Source organism: Melioribacter sp. Ez-97 (assembly GCF_051488665.1).
Classification (GTDB): domain Bacteria; phylum Bacteroidota; class Ignavibacteria; order Ignavibacteriales; family Melioribacteraceae; genus Melioribacter.
Window position 1 is genome coordinate 13386 of sequence record NZ_JBPSEG010000019.1, and the last position, 18792, is coordinate 32177.

Below are 18792 nucleotides of genomic sequence, written 5' to 3' on the forward strand. Positions count from 1 at the left end.
AATTTTTCTTCTTTGCTTTTCACGGGACGGGTTTTTATTTTGAATCGCATTAAAAGTCTTTTTATGGGATTTTATACCCGACATATCAAATATGCCGTATTAATAATTCTGACGTTAATGACGGCATGTAACGAAGCGCCGACGAAGAGCGAAGCAATAGAAATCGGCTTGTTATTCAATACGTGGTACGATTCGTACGAGGAGAAGACCGACAGTACGGATATATTCCGTCCGGAAGGATACAAAGAATTTCCGGTTTCAAGGTTTCGCAGAACAATTGTTTTCAACGACGACGGCACGTGCAGATGGCTGGTTTTGGATCCCGCCGACCGTCACTATTTCGAGAACGGCACATGGAAATTCAACGGCGCCGAAAGATTGATTTTTATTTACAATGATAAGGGCGAGGAAGTCCACATACTGAAAATTCTCGAACTTAACCGCGAATTGCTGAGAGTGTTAATGATTAAATACAGTTACAATTAAATCCGGTTTATGATAAAAAAAGAAACAATATTTAATATACCCGCAGCTTCTCTTACGGCTGTAGCCGGAATTGCCTATTTGTCCGTGCATAAATTAATTTATACGATACAGCCGACGCTCGGCTACGACGCATCGGTACGGTTTACAACGTCTGTTCTCTGGGCGATTTCGAACTTGTCGATTGTTTATATTGCTACGGCGCTTTTAATCAACGAAAAAAGATTGTCTGCCGGCGCAAAGCTTTCTCTAAGGCTGGTGAGTATTTTTATCGCTTCTTTGATACTGTTGAGGATACTCGAAGAGTTGTTCCCCGATTGCCTTCGCGAATTCAGAATAGCAGCCGAGATACTGCGATTGCTCAATTCCCTGGCAATAGTTTTCTTCTTCCTGTTTTTCAGAAGAATAACGAGCGGAAGAAAGCGCTTGAGAAGAGCCGTTAATCTCGTATTGCTGCCCGTTCTGCTGCTGGTAATTATTAATGTGAGAAGCATTTATCATTATTACCTTTTTTTGAAAGAAGGGGTTGTTTTTCGCCCGGGCTTTCAGGTGGAAGTTATTGCCGGAATCGTATTTATAATTGCCTACACCGTCGCCGTTAATTTTCTCTTTGTGCTCTATTCGGAATATAAAACGGATAATTAGAAATTCCGAAATAATTTGCTTGACAAGAAGTAATAATTCCGTTATTTTTACTTTATAAAACAAAGTGCTTTGCAATAGGAGGAAGCGTGGACGGCAACAGGGCGTTGGAGGATCTTAAGTTTATCAGAAAAGTTATTGAAGAAACAAAACGGGAAGTGGTTCATAACGGCAAGGATTATATCTTCTGGGGAATTCTTGTTATTGTCGGTATGCTTGCTATGTATATCCCGATTAAACTTCGTCTTCATTTTAACTATTTCTATATCTGGGTCGTATTGATTCCGGTCGGCTGGCTCTACTCATTTTATAATAAAAGAAAAACGGAGAAAAATTCTCCGATGACATATGCGGGAAAATTGATTTCTTCGGTTTGGCTCGCCGCGGGAATCAGTATGACTTTAATCGGATTTGTCGGCACTCTTTCCGGCAGCATTACACCGCCGTCCATCAATCCGCTTTTATCGGTAATAATGGGCATCGGATATATGGTTACGGGAAAAATTCTCGAGAGCAAATGGTTGACCAACGTATCTGTAGGCTGGTGGTGCGGCGCTCTTATACTTTTCTTTGTTCGCTCGGAAATGCAATTTCTCTTAATGGCTTTAATGATGCTGGCGTTTCAAACCGTCCCCGGAATTGTGATTTACAAAAAATACAAAAAGGAGATGGAGAACAGAATTGACCGATAAATCCGGAAACGATTTTAATTATCAAAAGCTCGATGAAGTTATCCATTCGAGAATACGGCTTGCCATCATGTCGGTTTTGATCGGTCTGGAAGAAGCGGAATTCAATTTTCTCAAAGAAAAAGTAAAAGCCACCGACGGCAATCTCAGCGTTCACTTGCGCAAACTCGAAGACTCGGGTTATATTAGTTCGAAAAAGGAATTTATCGACAGGAAGCCGAAAACAACGTATAAATTGACCGCCAAAGGAAAAAAAGCTTTCGAAGCCTATATCGAACAACTTGAAAAAATAATAGGAAAGAAGTAAGAAATTTTTTTGTTTAATTACTTTATTTTTTAAAGTACTTTGAGGAGGAAAAATGAAATCATTAATTTGTCTGTTCGTTTTGGTTGTATCGTCTGTATTGTATTCTCAAGTTGAGCGCGTCGACAGTCTGATCGGTCTTGCAAAAGGCGCGTATTTGAAATACGACTCGACGGAACTCGAAAAACTCCGCGCCGAATTTAGCGAAGTTTCCTATTCCGGTCAGAATAACATTGCCTCATATTATAACGCGCTTCTCGGTTACAAATTGCTCGAAATGAATATGGGCGACAAGGAAGCTTTCGATCAAATTTACGAAAACGCTTTGAGAGAAGCGGAACGGTTGATCGATATTGACGGGTTTAAAGCCGACGGACTTGTATTGCAGGCTGCCGTTTATATGATGAAAATTGCAACGAATCCGATAAGCGCCGTTACTCTGTCGTCCAAAATTCATCAACTTCTCGACGAAGCTCAATCGATCGACTCCGCTAATCCGTATTCGTACGTAATAAGGGGAATGATGAAATTCAATACGCCTGAAATGTTCGGCGGCAGCTACGAAGAAGCTCTTAAGAATTTCAGCAGGGCTGTTCTTCTTTTCGAAAACAACGGCGAACGTCCCGCATGGGGATACGCCGAATCGCTCGCCTGGCTCGGCAGGACATACGTTGAATTGGGCGACTATCAATCCGCTCTTTTTACATACAGACGGGCTTTGAACGCCGAACCTGAATACGGCTGGGTGAAACATGTCCTCCTGCCGGAAGCGGAAAAAAAATATAAGGAAAGCAAGAATGAATAATCTTTTTTTGAAGACATTAATGTGTCTCCTTATAGCTTGGAATATTATGGTTGCGCAGAACAATTCGACAATTAAAGGCTATGTCAGAGGCACGGACGGCAAACCGATTCCGTATGTGAACGTATTTATAGAAGGCGCTTTCGAAGGCGCGATGACAAACGAGTCGGGCTACTTTGAATTTACTACGTCAATGAAAGGCAGGATAATTTTGAGCGCAAGTATTATCGGATACGAAAAATTTATAAAAGAAATCGAATTGAACGGAAGCGGGCAAATAGAACTGAATATTGTATTAAAAGAAAAAGAAGTCGAACTGAAAGAAACCGTTATATCGGCAAGTTCTTACGGCTCCGAAAAGGAGAAGGGATTGGTAATAAACAGAATGGACGTTCTTACCACGCCCGGCGGAGCCGCGGATTTATATCAGTCGCTCAAAACGATGCCCGGCATCACTCATGTTTCCGAAAGCGCCGAACTTTATGTAAGGGGAGGCGACCCGCTGGAAACCGTTACAATGATAAATCAAACCCCGGTTTATCATCCGTATACGCTGGAGTCCTCTTACGGAGGACTCTTTTCGAATTTGAAACAGAGCGCAATCAAATCGGTTTATTTTTCTAGCGGAGGATTTTCCGCCAAATACGGGAACGTACTCTCGGGCGTGCTCGATATCGAAACAAGAGACCTTCCGGTTAATAACGGCGGAAGCTTCGGGCTGTCTCTTGCAAGTCTGGACATTTCGTTCGGCTATATGCCGGAAAGCGAGTCGGTCGGAATTTACGCCGATTTTTCGAAGAGTTATACGGAACCGATTTTCTGGCTAAACGGAGGAAGCGAAAGAATGACTGTCGCTCCCGTATCCGGAAATTTAACTGCGGGAGCAATTATAAAATATGCCGGGGCTTCGAGACTTAAACTCTTTATTATGGCGGCGGACGACAAACAGGGCGTTAATGTGGAAAGAGCCGAGTACAACGGCGTCTTTAACGGAAACTCTTCTAATTACCTTGTCAATTTGCAATCGATTAATCCTGTCTTCAAAAATTTTCTTATCAAAACCGCCGTCGGGTATAACAGGTTTAACAATTTATGGAGAATCGGCGCGCTCGACGTTACAAAAACTGAAAATGTGATTTCCTTCAGGAGCGATGCGGAATATCAGATAGCGGGAAACGTTAAATTGCTTGGCGGCATCGAATTCGAATCGAGAAAAATCAACTATCTCGGTAAAGTTCCGTATTACGATTACGATATCAGACCGGACGCGGAATACACAAATATTGACGCTAACATTAACGGCGACAGGGCTGGATTGTATGCCGAACTTCAATACGCAGACTTATTCGGTATAAAAAATTTTTCGACTGCCGCAGGTATCCGATACGATAGAATTATTCAATTAAATGCGGAATGGGCGGATCCGAGAATTTCATTCAGCTACAGACCGTCTGAAAAATCTACATTTCGATTGGGTGCGGGAATGTTCAGACAAATGCCCGACCCGCGTCTGCTGAATCCCAACGACGGAAATCCCGGCTTGAATCCGATGAGCGCGGAGCATTATATTTTCTCGTATGAATTTACTCCTGACGATCATAACTCGCTCCGTCTTGAATTTTATTACAAAGATTACGACGACCTTCCGGCTGAAAACAATTTTGCTAATTATGACAATTCCGGATACGGTTTTGCAAAAGGAATCGATTTTATATATAAAGGGATTTTTCCGTACGGAATTACAGGCTGGATTTCGTACAGTTATATCGACACAAAAAGAAAATGGATCGATTTCGAGAATTTAACGCTCAGTTCGTACGATATTACTCACAATTTGAATCTGGTTATGAAATTTACTCTTTCGGATTATTTTCAATTGGGATTTACCTGCAGATACGCTACCGGCAGACCATACACTCCCGTTGTGGGAGCGGTCTATAAGGAAAAATACGACATCTACGAACCGGTTTACGGAGACGATAATTCAGTCCGCTTTCCCGACTATAAACGAATCGATCTAAGATTGACTTATTACAATATGCTCTTTAGTAAGTATTATCTTGTCGTTTATGCGGAAGCGTTGAATATATTCGGCTTCAAAAACTTATTCGGTTACAGTTACACGTTCGATTACGGACAAAAAAAAGAAATCGAAAGTTATTTCGGAAGACGCATGCTCGTATTCGGTTTTATGCTGCAAATCTGATCTCTCAAAATTTATTTTCTGTATGCGCCGAAGAATATCCCTCTAAATTCTTATCTTTCGATAAAAAAATCGGAATGACATTCGAGAACAAAACCGTATTGATTACCGGCGCTTCGAGCGGCATTGGCAAAGCTCTGGCTGAAAGTCTGTCGCTCAAAAATTGCAGACTCGTTCTCTGCTCCAGAAATATCGATCGACTCGATTTAAGCGGCGAAAAGATTCTTAAATTAAAATGCGACGTTACAAAAAAAGAAGAAGTGAACGCGGCGTATAATGCCGCAATCGAAAAATTCGGAAAAATCGATATCGCTATTTTAAATTCGGGCGTCGGGCACAGAATGAACGTCGAAAATTATAACTCGCAATTTGCGGAAGAAACATTCTCGGTTAATCAGCTCGGTATGGTCTATTGGATTGAAAAGTTACTGCCAGATTTTTTGAAAAGAAGAGAGGGAGTAATAGCGGGAGTGTCGAGTCTTGCGGACAATCGCGGATTTTCCGGAAGCGGTTTCTACTGCGCCAGTAAAGCCGCAGCCACAATTATGCTAGAAGGTTTGAGAGTCGAATTGAAGCCTTACAGCGTTAAAGTGATTACCATTAAACCCGGCTTCGTTAGAACTCCGATGACCGACAAGAACGAATTTAAGATGCCGTTTCTTATGAAACCCGAAAAAGCGGCGAAAATTATAGTAAAAGGAATTGAAAAAGAGAAAAGAATTATTCAATTTCCATTGCCGACGGTATTGATGTCTAAGTTTGTGGGAATGTTGCCGTCGGGTGTATATGAATTTTTAGCGGCAAAAATTAAAACATGATAAATAACGAGGGAAGTATGAATTACAGAGAACTCGGACGAACAGGATGGAAAGTATCCGAAGTTAGTTTCGGCGCGTGGGCTATCGGCGGTTCGTGGGGAAAAGTCGACGACAAGGATTCGATAAAAGCGCTTCATAAAGCCGTCGAAATGGGCGTGAATTTTTTTGATACCGCCGACGTCTATGGCGACGGACGCAGCGAACGCCTGCTCGCCAAACTGAGAAAGGAATACAAAGACAAAATTCATATAGCAACAAAAGCCGGCAGACGGCTCGATCCGCATACAGCCGAAGGCTACAACCGGCAAAATTTGACTTCGTTCGTGGAGAGAAGTCTTAAAAATCTTGATACCGATTCGATCGATTTGTTACAGCTTCACTGTCCGCCTACTCAGGTTTATTATATGCCGGAAGTTTTCGATATACTCGACGATCTTGTTAAGGAAGGGAAAATTAAGTATTACGGAGTAAGCGTTGAAAAGGTAGAAGAAGGAATTAAAGCAATCGAATATCCGAACGTTCAGTCAGTTCAGATAATTTATAATATGTTCAGACAGCGACCGGCGGAGTTGTTTTTCGAACTGGCTAAAAAAAAGAAAGTCGGAATACTCGCCCGCGTGCCTCTTGCATCCGGACTTTTAACCGGTAAAATGAAGCCGGATACGAAATTCGAGCCCGACGACCACAGAGCTTTCAACCGTCACGGCGAATCTTTCGACAAAGGAGAAACTTTCGCCGGCATCGATTACGAAGTCGGTTTGAAAGCCGTCGAAGAATTGAAGTCGATTTGTCCTTCGGGAATGACGATGGCTCAATTTGCTTTAAGGTGGATTTTGATGAACGACACTGTTACTTGCGCCATACCGGGAGCTAAAAATGAGAAACAAGCCCAAGACAATTTTTCGGCGGGAGATTTTCCACCCCTTCCGGATGAAATTATGTCGAAAGTAAAAGAGATTTACGAAAAGTATATTTACAATTATGTGCACCATCGATGGTAGTCAAAAAGGATAACATGCTGGTTGAAAAATTTATAAAATATCCGCCCGAAAGGGATGTGGTTTTTGTTCTGGGAGCTGGGGCTTCAAATCCGGACGGCGTGCCTCTTCAAAAGGAACTGCTGCCTCAAATTTTAAATCCCTCGCTCGAAGAAATACGGAATTCGACCATCGGAAAAGTTGTAATCGAATTCATCGAAGAAAATTTCAAGTTCGACAGAGAATTGAATCTTTATCCCAGGCTCGAAGCCGTCTTCGGATTCATCGATTATTTTATTCAACATAACGAGAGTTTAAACAGCAAATACAATGTGGCGCGCATACGGGAAATCCGCGAATATCTTATAAAGCTAATTCATTACATAGTTAATCTGAATACGGACAAGAAAAGTCACTATTATCATCTTTTCTGGAAAAACATAATCGGCAAAGCGCCGAATTCTTCCATAATCACATTAAATTACGACACTCTGCTCGAGCAGGCATTCGAGACCAACGGCGATAACGAATCGTTTTTCGATAAAAATTTCTATCTCGACTATTGCATGCATTTCATGAATTACGAAAAGATTCCGCAATTAAAAGAATATCATTACTGGATAAATCCGAGAGAGCCGCTTCTGCTGGACGAATCGATTGAGCCGAAAGCATTTAAAATCATAAAGCTGCACGGAAGTCTCAACTGGAAGTACTGCAGTTGTTGCAATCAGACGCTGTTGACTACGTGGGATCGAAAAATCGATTTAAACAGGGGAAAATTTTTGGGTTATACTCATCCCGACAGAGTGGAATACGAATATCGTTGTCCGATAGACGGAACCGATTTCGAAACGTTGATAATGCCTCCTTCTTATTTGAAATCGTTGCATCATCCCGTGATTTCTCAATTATTGGTTGAGGCGTCCAAAGAGATACGGGCGGCTAAAAAGATAGTGTTTATCGGATATTCGCTTTCGGAGAGCGATCTGCACATAAAAGCGCTGCTCAAAAAAAACATCAGACCGGGCGCCGAATTGATAGTAATTAATCCGAAAAAAAAGGAATCCCTGGAATTGAATTACCGGTCGCTGGCGGAGCGGGTGGATTTTATGAATATGACGTTCGAGGAATTGATAGAAGAGGGAGATTTTTCCGGATTTAAGTCGCAAAAAGATTGAGTAGTCAAAAAATTAACTTGACAAAAAAATTTGAAAGGCGTAGATTGCAAACGTTTGCAATTGAGAATTCTTCCCCTCTTTGATTTTATTTACTTTATAACTTTAATGAGGATTTTTATGAACAGGTTTCTTATTCTCTTTTTATTACCCCTTCTTACTCTCCGGGCTCAAATTTCCATTAACGATTATATCGAAAATCCGCGGCGTTTCAGCGAAAATACCGAACCTCATGCCGCATTGGTTATCCCTTTTGATAATGTCGAATCCGCCCTCGGCTACTATAAAGAAAATTCGAATCTTGTTCTGAGCCTTAACGGCAATTGGAAATTCAAATGGTTCGTTAATCCGCAGGCTTCGCCGAATGATTTTTATAAAAGAGAATTTAATTGTTCGGATTGGAACGACATCAACGTGCCCTCGAACTGGCAGACCGAAGGTTTCGGTTATCTGATGTATCGTAACGTACCAATGGAATTCGAACCGTATGACCCGCCCAATGTGCCCGACAGCATTAATCCGACAGGTCTTTATAAACGAAGCTTCGAATTGACAAAGGAATGGCTTAGTAATAAAAAATTGTACTTGCGTTTCGAAGGCGTTAAATCGGCGGCTTTCTTCTGGCTCAACGATACGTATCTCGGCTACCACGAAGACGGTATGACTCCCGCTGAATTCGATATCACTGACAAAGTATCCGATGGCAAAAACATCCTCGCAGTTAAAGTGTTAAGATGGTGCGACGGCTCGTATCTGGAAGACCAGGATATGTTCCGTTTCTCCGGCATTTACAGAGACGTATTTATTTATGCCAAACCCAAAATTAATATCCGCGATATCTTTATTAAAACAGATCTGGACGAAGAATACAAAGACGCCGCGCTTAACTTGGATTTATTGGTTAAAAACTATACTGGTTCTCAAAAAGTTTTTTCGGTTCGTTATTCGTTATACGACAGCGACAAAAATGTCGTAACTAAAAATACGTCAGAAAAATATACCATTGATTCCGGGCTTAACATTTCGTTGGAAACAAAAGTAAAAAATCCGCATAAGTGGTCGGACGAACATCCCTATCTTTATACATTGATTGTTGAATTGCTCGATGCGGAGGGGAATCCCGTTGAAATTACAAGTAAAAGAATAGGATTCAGAAAACTCGAAATTAAGAACGGCATCGCGCTATTAAATGGTATGCCGGTCTATTTCCGTGGGACTAACAGGCACGAACACGATCCGTATAAAGGACGCGCAGTACCCCGCCAAAATATGATTGAAGAAATAAAACTACTGAAGCGCTTTAATTTCAATGCCGTGCGAACGAGCCATTATCCCAACTCGCCCGATTGGTACGACCTGTGCGACGAATACGGAATTTTATTGATGGACGAAGTAAACGCCGAATGTCATTATACCGAATACGTCTTTCCGTCTCGGGAAGATTATTTCGACGCATTTATGGACAGATTTATTGCGATGGTACAACGCGACAAAAACCATCCGAGCGTCGTTATCTGGAGCACGGGAAACGAGTGCGGACTAGATAAACCTCATTATGCAATGGCAGAATACATTAAAAAGTATGACCCGTCTCGATTTTTAATGCATCAATCGAACTGGCCTGACGGCGAAGCTCCTTATGTCGATATTATCGGGCCTCGTTACCCTACTCCCGCAGGCTTGAGGATTATCGGAAAAAGAAGCGACAAGCCGGTTGTTATGGGCGAATATGCCCACGCCATGGGAAACAGTTTGGGCAATTATGACGAGTTTTGGGAAACAATTTATGAAATTCCGTCTTTGCAGGGCGGATTCGTATGGGATTGGATCGACCAGGGCTTGTTCGTTAAATCGCAATTCGTAAAAGATTATTCCGGCAACGATATTCAGTGCGGTATAATGGGAAGACCGGAATTGGTTGAAGGTAAAAACGACAAAGCTCTCGCGCTTAGCGGTCTCGACGACTGGGTAGAAGTTTACGACGACCCGATTCTCGATTTGAAAGGCAATGACCTTGAGATAGAAGTTACTTTGATGCCCCGTCGTTTTTATTCGGAAAATCCTTTTGTTACCAAAGCGATGCAATACGGTTTGACTCAATTAAACGCCGACACAATTGCGTTTTATATTAATGACTATAAGAATTTATTGAAAGCAAAAACTCCTTCGGATTGGTATAATAAATGGCATAATGTAAAAGCTTCTTACGACGGTTCGTCGATGAAGTTGTATATCGACGATAAGCCGGTTGCCGAAAAAAATTATAAAGCGGAAATAAGAAGCAAACATTATCCCGTAAATATCGGAAGGGACGCATTTAAGCATACCGATCAGCATCTGGGATGGATTTCGAATTATGTCTACGACGAAGTAAAGATATCTTCGAAAGGAAAATCTCTGCTGTGGTTAAAATTCGACGAAATAATCGACGGCGGCGAAGAATATCTGACATTTGGAATAAGTCCTTTCTGCATAAACGGTATGATTACAGCCGACAGAAAACCTCAGCCGGAACTATGGCAGGCAAAGAAAAGCATGTCTCCGATCCGCTTTTATGCAGTTGACGCGCAAAAAGGAATATTCCGCGCGGTTAACAAATACGGCTTTACAAATCTTAACGAATTCGATACGGAATGGATTTTATATAAGGATAATAAAGTCATAGGAAGCGGAAAACTGAATCTGGATGTTCCTCCGCAAAAGGAGAAGGTATTCGAAGCGCCTATTGGAAAAATTGATTCCGAAGCCGATTACATATTGGAATTTTCGTGCCGTTTGAAAGAAAACGCTTTTTATGCCGACAAAGGTTTCGAGGTCGCTTTCGAACAATTCATCCTGAATGAAAAAGAGATTAATATTGAAAAATATTTGGGAGCTTCTTCCGCAGGAAAAGTAAACTATAAAGAAGAAAAAGAAAAAATTATTATAAATGCAGACGGAAAACAGTTTGTTTTTGACAAATCTTCGGGCAATTTAGAAGTTAAGAATGACAATGACGTTGTTGTTGCGGGATTGGGCTTTAATATCTGGCGGGCTCCGATATCCAACGAAAAATCGTTTTGGGGAAAAGCCGAAGCGGAAGACTGGTATCGGATGGGTCTGAATGAATTTACAAATCGTCCAGAAAAGATTAATGTAAAAGCAGCTAAAGACGAAACCGCCGTTACAGTCGAAGCCATAACTTACACTCGCTTTTCATACAGTTACGATTTAGTTGAAAATAATTTTAAATACACTGTTTACGGCAGCGGGAAGTTATTAATTGAGCATAAATTGACGCCGCTGGGAAGATTCGACGTATCGTGGCTGCCTGCAGCGGGAATCAAATTCGAGGTTCCGAAAAATTTCGAACAATTAACTTTTTACGGCAGAGGTCCTCATGAAAATTACGGCGACAGAAAAACCGGGCAGCGTTTGGGCATCCATAAGCTGCAAGTTTCCGAAATAGAACAACCTTATTTGGAACCGCAGGAATACGGCAATTTTTCCGATGTCAAATGGTTCGAGTTAACGTCCGGCAGCGCCGCCGTCAAAGTTACATCTGTTACGCCGATTGGCTTTTCGGTAGCGCCTTACGCCAATCTGGACCGGGCGGAATATCTGTATCAACTCAAAAAGGGCGACAATTATCGAGTTAGAATCGATTACAAACCTGTTTCCGTCGGCGACACCCCCAATCCGGTAATGCCGCGCTACAGGATATATCCCGAAGAATACGAAGGCAAACTTTTAATTGAGATACGTTAGTTGATAAGTTAAAGAAAAAAGAAAGGAGCCAAGCCGTTAGAAAATAAAAAAAATTAGAAGACGGCAATAAATTTCTTGACAAAAATAAAGTAAAAAAGTAATTTGCAATCGTTTGCGGGAACGATTGACAAAATATGTTGACTTTTTGTTTTTTCCGGGGGTTAATACTCAAATTAATTTAATAATAGCAGGAGGAGGCTATGGGAAAAAAAATCTTACTCTTTATTTCTTTCTTCTCGTTTTTATTCGTTCAAACTCAATTCTCTTACGCTGCCGGCAGAATATCTGGTAAAGTTACTGATGCGGTAACGGGAGAGGCTCTTATTGGAGCCAACATCATTATCGTTGGCACTAGCCTGGGAACGGCTTCGGACGTTGAGGGTAAATACATAATTTCGAGCGTACCCGAAGGCAAGCATGTTATCAGGGTTTCGTATATCGGTTATGAACCAAAAGAAACCGAAGTGGAGATCAAGGATAATCAGCACATTCAAATTAATTTTGAATTGGATGTCGTTTCCGTGGCTGCTCAGGAAGTCGTAATTACCGCGCAAGCCAGCGGACAGAATGAAGCAATCAACAAACAGCTATCTTCGGAAAATATTGTCAACGTTGTTTCATCCGCGCGTATACAGGAGTTGCCGGATGCAAACGCCGCCGAATCAATCGGACGATTGCCCGGTATTTCATTGGTCAGAACCGGAGGTCAGGCTACTCAGGTTGTTATTCGCGGTTTGAGTCCCGAATATAATCAAATTACAATTAACGGCGTCCCCGTGCCTTCCAATGAAAGCGGCGACAGGCGCAGCATTGATATGCGCATGATTTCTTCGAGCTCTCTGGGAAGCATCGAAGTTTATAAAACCAATACGCCCGATATGGACGCTGCGGTGCTGGGCGGTACGGTAAATCTCGGGATAAGAAAAGCGAGCAAGTACCTTTCCGATAAACCTCTCGGTTTTGCAGATATGCCGGCTATTTCATTCCAGGCTCAAGGCGGCTATACCGACCTGACTAACGAATATAACAATTACAAACTTGATTTGAGTTTTGAAAAACGTTATCTCGATAACCGTTTTGGGGTTTTTGTTCAGGGCATTATTCAGCAGCAAAATCTGACTTCGAATCGGCTTGACGCAAACTATACCCAGATTGCAAGAACTGTAAATCCGGATTCTCTGGCATTAACGAGTTTGAATCTCTATTTCTACCCGCGCGAAGAAAAAAGATATAACGGAACGCTGACGTTTGATTATGACCTGGAGGACGGAAATATCGCTTTGATGAATATGTTGAGCCAGAGCAAATCAAATACGAATTACTATCAACAGCAATACGGACTCGAGCGCGGAGGCAATAATGTTCATTATTATGTCAATGAATCTCCTAAAACAATAAACCTTATTTCGAATATTCTTAGTTATAATCAAAAAACTCCGTTGGTTGACATCGACGCTACTTTATCGCATTCTTATTCGGAAAACATTTATCCGGATTCCTGGACTATCACTTTCGAACAATTATCAGTAGGCACCGATAAAATTGACGACAAATTGCCTCCAGTCGAAATAGCAAGATTGGCGCACCAGCTTGTCGACAAAGAGGGTTTGGAGCTGAGAAATGTCGAAACGTCAAACAGCTTCTTAAGGCAAAGAGACATACGCGCTTCGATTGATTTTTCGAAAGATATTAATATCTCCGATTTTCTGTCTGTTAAACTGAAAACCGGAGCTATGTATTTATACACTAAACGTAATTATGATTACAATTACGGCTACGGTTATGTCTGGTTTGGAGAGATAGGCAAGAGAATCGTTGAAGCTTTCCCGTGGCTGGAAGATTACGGCATTAAACCCGAAACCAACGAAAGAATATTTTTATTGCCATTCCTGGATCCCGATATAAATGTGGGAACGTTTCTTAACGGCAATTATACTTTCGACAATACCGTAAATCTCGACCACATGAGGAGAATAAAGGATATAGTTGTTGATTACGGGTTGAATCTGGATGCAGCTCCTACGGGCGGAGCGGGCGCGTGGGTTCCGAATATGCATTCCTCGCAGGCATGGGATTACTCAGGTAACGAAAAACGAAGCGCCGGATATATTATGGGTACGTTCCGTATAGGTCAGTCTTTGTCGATTATGACAGGTGTGAGATATCAAAATCTGACTACTTCGTATCGGGCGAATAGATTTTACAACGCCAGCGCGTCGAATCCCTATCCTAACGAATTGCCGCATATCGATACGACCGTTACAAAAACTCACGGTTACTGGCTGCCGGCTGTTAATATTAAATTTGATCCGCTTCCGTGGCTCAGTTTAAGAGGCGCTTATACGAATACGTTGGCTTATCCGAATTTTCAGGCTATCGTTCCCTGGATCGACGTCTATACCGGTTCCGTCAGATGGAACAATGTAAATCTTAAGCCGATAAGGTCGGAGAATTTCGACGTTCAGGTATCGGTTTATAACAATGAAATCGGCTTATTCTCATTGGGAGGATTCTTAAAGCGTATTGACGATTTCGTATTTTATTATTCCAGTTATATTATTGATCCTACTCAATACGAAGGATTACATAACGTCCCGCAATATCCTAATCTTAACGTAAAAGGTTACTCGCTAGACGCTTATTATAACAACCCCAACACAGTTGAAGTTTGGGGTATCGAGGGAGAATGGCAAACGCATTTCTGGTACCTGCCTTCGCCTCTCGACGGCTTGGTGCTCAATATCAATTACACGCATGCGTTTTCCGAAGCTAAATATCCGTATACAATTGTCGGCAACACAGGCTTCCCTTATTTCAGACCGACTTATACCGACACCACTTACACAGACCGTTTGATAAATCAGCCGGATGATATTGTTAACGTTTCTTTGGGCTGGGATTACAAAGATTTTTCGATTCTCTTTTCGATGATCTATCAATCCAAAATATTCAACAGTACGAATTACTGGAACGCTCTCAGAACAGATAAAGACAAATATTTGCGATGGGATGTTGTTGCAAAACAGAGACTTCCCTGGTACAATATCGAAGTGTTCCTGAATTTGAATAACCTTAACGGCGCTAACGATACATACTTAATGAGAGGTAATAATTTCAAAGATACCGATGAATCCTACGGTCTAAGAGCCGAATTGGGATTCAGAGTTAATTTCCGTTAATATGAAAAATAATAAAAATAAACAGACGGATATATCCGGCTAATTAAACAATCAATCATTAATTGAAGGAGTACAATATGAAGTTAGTTACCAAGACTCTGACGCTTGTGATGCTCTTTTTGTCGTGCACAAGTCTCCAATTATTCGCACAGCCCAAAGATACACTCATTGTTCATGCTTTACCTCCAGGCAATCTGAATAATGTTATTAATGCCGATACAACTACCGGCGGGGAAGCCAGACATGTTTATCTCCTTGCTCAGGACGGTCCCATCGATACAACATATTTTATTACCGAAGAAATTAGAGTTAAAAATCTCGACCTGATCGGTAAAATTAATCCGAATACAGGAAATTTGCCCGTTATCGCTCCTTTTATCCGTGAAGATAACTCGTCGCCCGGTAATATTGCCGTTGCAATTAACAACGGATATATTCATTTCAAAAATCTTTATTTGTTGGGTACCCGTACCGACGGTTCGCAGGTTACTCAGCAATGCATCAGCAGCAGCGACAGTTGCCGCATAATCGTTGAAGGGTGCGTTATCGAGAATTTCGGTTCAACCGGAACGCCGAACATTATCAATACATGGAATGCAATCGGATCTGATATATTCGTCTATAATACTTTGTTCCGCAACAATCAGAGTAATATTCCACAGAATCCCGGTATGAACTGGGCTGGTCCGGGAGTTAATGCAATCGATACGATGATTGTAAAAAATTGTACTTTCTTCGTTATGGGCGGTAATGTCGAAGGTTCCGGCTCGTCTATGGGTTATATCGAATTCGACCATAATACAATATTCATGCATACCAAATCGTCTCCTTTCTCAATGCGCCAGATGCACAACGCCGTAATCAAGAACAACATCTTCTTCAGCGTCTATTCTGCCGGTTTGGATTCCAATCACGCTTATAACGAACAGGTATATAACGCTAACTTCTTCAGTCCTCCCGCAGTAATAACGCTTGACTCGTTATACGAGCAGCTGGAAGGCGACCCTTACTTCTTAACTGAAGCCGACAGAAGAATTGTAGTTGAAAATAACGCATACTTCTGGCCTAAAAAAATTGTCGATAATTTCGATATACTCAACAGCGACCCGAAGTATCAGCAAGTAGGAGGAAAAATATTAGCTCCCACTTGGGTAGCCACACGTCCTGGCGCCGAACCGATACTCGATTTACCGAATATCAGAGTCGCCGAAGAATATAACTTCCATATGGACCCCGGTTTTGACGCTGCTCTTGTCGATGCCGCTGCCGACAGTATGGCTCGATTCGTAAGATATGTATGGGAAAACGGCGGCGACGGAACCGGTTCCAGAAACTTTGTCTATCCGGCAAATCCGATCAATCCGTATGAAGGCGTTCCGTCCGATTGGAAATCCACAAAAGGTTATCCGGTAAGGGAAAATCTGCGTTACACCAACGAAACTCTTCTTAAAGCGGACAATGGCAAACCTCTCGGCGATTTAACCTGGTTCCCCGAAATTCCTACTGACGTAAGAAATATTTCAAACGAAATACCTTCTGAGTATACTCTTAATCAAAATTATCCCAATCCTTTCAACCCCGTAACAAATATTAAATATTCGATTCCCAAAGCGGGACACGTAACTCTTAAAGTATTCAACGTGCTTGGTCAGGAAGTTGCAACACTGGTTAATAAAGAACAATCGCCGGGTTCTTACGTTGTCGATTTCGATGCATCCAGACTGGCTAGCGGTATCTACCTCTACAGTCTGCAGACTGAAAATACTATAATCACCAAGAAAATGATGTTGATCAAGTAGTCTCCCGTATTGTAACTATCTTGGGTGTTAACCTCCGGTCAGCCGGTTGAATAAACCGGCTGACTTATTATTACTATATACCGGTTCTTTTAATTATGATAAGAAATCATATTTCATAACTCCCGCTTCTGTTTACTAAAAATAGCCGGAAGGATTATGCCCTCAAAAAATATTAAATACTGTGCTTTGTTCTTTTTAATAACATTGTGCAGTACGACTATCATTAGAGCTCAGGACTATACGCTCTCAATCGATACAACTATCCGGTACCAGACAATTGACAATTTCGGCGCTTCGGATTGCTGGTCTTTTCAAAATATTGGAGAGTGGAACGAATCGAAAAAAAACGAAGTAGCCGACCTCCTCTTTTCAACAGATAAAGGAATCGGGCTTTCGGCGTGGAGATTTAATCTGGGGGGCGGCAAGGAGTATAGCAGAATCAGTCATCCGTGGAGAAGTGTAAATACATATGAAGTGTCTAAGGGTGTTTATGACTGGAGCCGTCAGGCAAAAGAAGCCTGGTTTTTGCAAGCTGCCAAACAACGCGGAGTAGAACAATTTATTGCGTTTGTTAATTCGCCTCCGGGAAGAATGACAAGAAACGGATTTACCAACTGCGACGACGGGGTCGGATCCACTAATTTGAAGGACGGTTATGAAAAGGAGTTCGCAGTTTATTTAGCCGATATCATTGAACATTTTCGGAATGAAGAAGATATCAATTTCGGCTTTGTAAGCCCTGTCAACGAACCCTATTGGGAATGGAACAACAGCAATCAGGAAGGAAACAGAGCAAGCAACGAAGATATCAAAAAAATAGTAAAAGCAATTCACGCAGAATTCGAAAAAAGAAATTTAAATACCGAAATCATAATTCCCGAAGCGGGAAGTCTCGAATCCTGGTATCGCCGCATCGACGGCATTTCCAATAAATACGGAAAACTTTATGGGAATTATCTCGAAGATTTTTGCAGTGATACTACGGTCAATAAAATAATCAGTAAAAATTTGTGCGGTCATTCTTATTGGTCGGAACGATTGAACGAAATTTATTCCGATCGATTTAATCTGAGCCTTTATTTCTCGCCCTATTTTTCAAAAGGATGGAAATACTGGATGACTGAATATTGCCAACTCGAAGGACCGAATGGCGAAGGCGGAAGCGGACGGGATTTGTCGATTAATACGGCTCTGAACGTTGCCCGTATTATTCATTATGACCTTACCGTTCTAAATGCCAGCGCGTGGCAATGGTGGACAGCGGTATCGCCCGAAAATTTCAAAGACGGATTGCTTTATACCGACTATAAAAATCCCGGAGACTATCCCTCGATTTACAGGTCGAAATTGCTCTGGGCTCTGGGAAATTTCAGCCGGTTCATAAGACCCGGCTCGGTGCGTATCGAGTGTAAAGGCGCATCGGATATGAATAATATTATGGCGTCTGCTTACTTCGATAAAAAAAACAAGAGGGTTATAGTAGTTGCGATTAATATGTCTAATTCTTCCAAAGAATTATTAATCGATTTTAAAGGTTTGGAAAACCAAATAAAACTTACGCCGTACATTACTTCGAATAAATCGGGCGACGATTTAAAAGAGGGAACGGATCTTTTTTCCGGCGAAACTTTTAATATGCCCGCTCGCTCGATTGTAACTTTTGTCGGCGACTTAAACATTACCACCGATTTAAAAGAAGATTCGAACTCGAATAACAAACTTGAATTCGGTCTATGGCCAAATCCGTTCAATTCTACATCAAAAATTTCTTTCAGCATAAAAAAAAACGAGCATGTGGTTATTGAAGTCTATGATTTGCTCGGAAAAAAGGTAGACGATTTGTGGAACGGCGAGAAAAAACCGGGTAACTACATTATAACTTATAATCCCGGAAATCTTGTTTCGGGTGTTTATATTCTCACGTTTCGCGCAGGAGACAAAACGTTAAACAAAAAGTTTGTGCTATTGAAATAG

13 protein-coding genes are annotated in these 18792 nt (G+C 41.6%); all 13 read left to right on the forward strand.

All coding sequences use genetic code 11. From position 1 onward, the window contains the following. Positions 1-39 precede the first annotated feature (39 nt). A complete protein-coding gene (locus tag ACSSWA_RS14330) occupies positions 40-486 on the forward strand; it encodes a hypothetical protein (protein WP_437357238.1) in 447 nt (148 codons plus the stop codon). Between the two features lie 9 nt (positions 487-495). After that, positions 496-1128: a hypothetical protein gene (locus tag ACSSWA_RS14335; protein WP_437357239.1), complete on the forward strand. Its 633-nt coding sequence runs from the start codon at positions 496-498 to the stop codon at positions 1126-1128. 86 nt (positions 1129-1214) lie between these two features. Beyond that, positions 1215-1817, forward strand: a complete 603-nt coding sequence (locus tag ACSSWA_RS14340; RefSeq protein WP_437357240.1) for a hypothetical protein — start codon at positions 1215-1217, stop codon at positions 1815-1817. After that, a complete protein-coding gene (locus ACSSWA_RS14345; protein WP_437357241.1) occupies positions 1807-2121 on the forward strand; it encodes a winged helix-turn-helix domain-containing protein in 315 nt (104 codons plus the stop codon). The genes ACSSWA_RS14340 and ACSSWA_RS14345 overlap by 11 nt, the downstream gene beginning before the upstream one ends. Before the next feature lie 52 nt (positions 2122-2173). After that, complete coding sequence (locus tag ACSSWA_RS14350; RefSeq protein ID WP_437357242.1) at positions 2174-2923, forward strand: tetratricopeptide repeat protein; 750 nt, start codon at positions 2174-2176, stop codon at positions 2921-2923. Next, positions 2916-5126: a TonB-dependent receptor gene (locus ACSSWA_RS14355; RefSeq protein WP_437357243.1), complete on the forward strand. Its 2211-nt coding sequence runs from the start codon at positions 2916-2918 to the stop codon at positions 5124-5126. Before ACSSWA_RS14350 ends, ACSSWA_RS14355 begins: the two co-directional genes overlap by 8 nt. Before the next feature lie 74 nt (positions 5127-5200). Then, complete coding sequence (locus tag ACSSWA_RS14360) at positions 5201-5941, forward strand: SDR family NAD(P)-dependent oxidoreductase (RefSeq protein WP_437357244.1); 741 nt, start codon at positions 5201-5203, stop codon at positions 5939-5941. Positions 5942-5958: 17 nt separating this feature from the next. Beyond that, a complete protein-coding gene (locus tag ACSSWA_RS14365; RefSeq protein ID WP_437357245.1) occupies positions 5959-6942 on the forward strand; it encodes an aldo/keto reductase in 984 nt (327 codons plus the stop codon). Next, on the forward strand, positions 6936-8096 hold the full coding sequence (locus ACSSWA_RS14370) for an SIR2 family protein (RefSeq protein ID WP_437357246.1): 1161 nt from the start codon (positions 6936-6938) through the stop codon (positions 8094-8096). Before ACSSWA_RS14365 ends, ACSSWA_RS14370 begins: the two co-directional genes overlap by 7 nt. A 117-nt stretch (positions 8097-8213) precedes the next feature. Then, on the forward strand, positions 8214-11840 hold the full coding sequence (locus ACSSWA_RS14375) for a glycoside hydrolase family 2 TIM barrel-domain containing protein (RefSeq protein ID WP_437357248.1): 3627 nt from the start codon (positions 8214-8216) through the stop codon (positions 11838-11840). 200 nt (positions 11841-12040) lie between these two features. Next, the gene (locus ACSSWA_RS14380) at positions 12041-15019 is read left to right on the forward strand and encodes a TonB-dependent receptor (RefSeq protein ID WP_437357250.1); all 2979 of its coding nucleotides are present in this window, start codon (positions 12041-12043) and stop codon (positions 15017-15019) included. A 77-nt stretch (positions 15020-15096) separates the two neighbouring features. Next, positions 15097-16818, forward strand: a complete 1722-nt coding sequence (locus tag ACSSWA_RS14385) for a T9SS type A sorting domain-containing protein (protein ID WP_437357252.1) — start codon at positions 15097-15099, stop codon at positions 16816-16818. 156 nt (positions 16819-16974) lie between these two features. Then, on the forward strand, positions 16975-18792 hold the full coding sequence (locus ACSSWA_RS14390; protein WP_437357254.1) for a glycoside hydrolase: 1818 nt from the start codon (positions 16975-16977) through the stop codon (positions 18790-18792).

Excerpts from the sequence above, each read along its gene's own strand:
- ACSSWA_RS14335 (WP_437357239.1), top strand. The coding sequence starts at position 496 with ATGATAAAAAAAGAAACAATATTTAATATACCCGCAGCTTCTCTTACG.
- ACSSWA_RS14350 (WP_437357242.1), top strand. The coding sequence starts at position 2,174 with ATGAAATCATTAATTTGTCTGTTCGTTTTGGTTGTATCGTCTGTATTG.
- ACSSWA_RS14355 (WP_437357243.1), top strand. The coding sequence starts at position 2,916 with ATGAATAATCTTTTTTTGAAGACATTAATGTGTCTCCTTATAGCTTGG.
- ACSSWA_RS14360 (WP_437357244.1), top strand. The coding sequence starts at position 5,201 with ATGACATTCGAGAACAAAACCGTATTGATTACCGGCGCTTCGAGCGGC.
- ACSSWA_RS14365 (WP_437357245.1), top strand. The coding sequence starts at position 5,959 with ATGAATTACAGAGAACTCGGACGAACAGGATGGAAAGTATCCGAAGTT.
- ACSSWA_RS14370 (WP_437357246.1), top strand. The coding sequence starts at position 6,936 with ATGGTAGTCAAAAAGGATAACATGCTGGTTGAAAAATTTATAAAATAT.
- ACSSWA_RS14375 (WP_437357248.1), top strand. The coding sequence starts at position 8,214 with ATGAACAGGTTTCTTATTCTCTTTTTATTACCCCTTCTTACTCTCCGG.
- ACSSWA_RS14380 (WP_437357250.1), top strand. The coding sequence starts at position 12,041 with ATGGGAAAAAAAATCTTACTCTTTATTTCTTTCTTCTCGTTTTTATTC.
- ACSSWA_RS14385 (WP_437357252.1), top strand. The coding sequence starts at position 15,097 with ATGAAGTTAGTTACCAAGACTCTGACGCTTGTGATGCTCTTTTTGTCG.
- ACSSWA_RS14390 (WP_437357254.1), top strand. The coding sequence starts at position 16,975 with ATGCCCTCAAAAAATATTAAATACTGTGCTTTGTTCTTTTTAATAACA.